Genomic DNA, 1116 nt, shown 5'->3' on the forward strand with positions numbered 1-1116 from the left:
TTCGTCATGTTGAGCGATACGCTCCCCGGCACACTGATGGATAACTCTCTCGTGTTCCCGTTCCAATCGGCCGACAACCCCGAAATCTCACCCAACGCTTCATCAATATAATAGAGCGGCAACGCGGACGTCAGACTCCCCGACCACGGATCCGTCACCACCAAATGATCGGCTGCATTCACATAGTTGTCGTTCCAGGTAATGTCCGTGTATGCGTACTGCGGATTCATCACATTCGGACTTTGTGCCGCCATCACGGTCGTCGGTGCGGCCACCATCGCCGCAGATAACGCCATCACGGCCAGTATCGCTTGCTTTTTCATCGTCGCATGCCTCGCTTCCATGAAATTTCGTTTTCCAGACTATCACAAGGTTACCTTGTATTTCCTTCCATTTGTCTGTAGTATAGAATGCTTGACCGAAAATGTCAATGGGTGGAAATCTTCATGGAACCGTGAATCGACCAAAGGAGCATCAGGCTAGCTAAAACAAGGAGGGTATAGGCAATTCGCGTCAACCACGGATCGATATAGAAGAGGGTGACGTGCAAAGTTCGCCACATGGATTTCCAAAAACCGAGTTCTTTCCACTGTCCACGACATTCTTCGCGAATGCTTCCCCACACGTCCACGCCCGGCAGAAGCGGAGACACCGAACGTTCAGATAAATGATACCGGTAATAGAGTCGCTGGATTAGGATGAAAAATTTCTTCTGAAATTTCGGGCTTTCAGATAAAGCCTGGATGAACCTGCGTTCTCTGCGCGTGACGAATGGATGGTTCTCCATTTTTTTAACGAGTTGTTGATACACGGATTTGATGAGATCCGGATTCTCCGTCTTCCAGCGCATCATGCCGGGAAAGCTATAAGGCAACAAAAGTTTTTCGTAGATCGCATAGGCGTCGCGGTAGAAATGCTCCTTGCGTTCGGAGTCCGACTGTAGCATTTTTCTTCGTAACCTCCATTCAAACAACACAAGATTGAGGAAAAACGTCAATAAGCAGGATAATAAAATTTCAAGCATCCAACCCCTCCCTTGTGAGGGGGAAATTAGACATTTTGAACGGAAATTCCTCTAACTATGAAGGAGTGGAAATCTAAAAGGATGAGTGGATG

2 protein-coding genes are annotated in these 1116 nt (G+C 47.8%); both read right to left on the reverse strand.

Annotation, left to right across the window (positions count from 1 at the left end; genetic code table 11):
• Positions 1–323 (reverse strand): hypothetical protein (locus tag BUA75_RS15405; RefSeq protein WP_423219882.1); only part of this gene is annotated, 323 nt, incomplete at its 3' end.
• A gap of 104 nt (positions 324–427) precedes the next feature.
• Entirely contained in the window at positions 428–1024 is a 597-nt protein-coding gene (locus BUA75_RS15410) for a hypothetical protein (protein ID WP_072875534.1), read from the reverse strand.
• Positions 1025–1116 lie beyond the last annotated feature (92 nt).

Source organism: Alicyclobacillus tolerans (assembly GCF_900142255.1).
Classification (GTDB): domain Bacteria; phylum Bacillota; class Bacilli; order Alicyclobacillales; family Alicyclobacillaceae; genus Alicyclobacillus_I; species Alicyclobacillus_I tolerans.

Coding starts and splice junctions, on each gene's coding strand:
- BUA75_RS15410 (WP_072875534.1), bottom strand. CDS start 1,024: ATGCTTGAAATTTTATTATCCTGCTTATTGACGTTTTTCCTCAATCTT.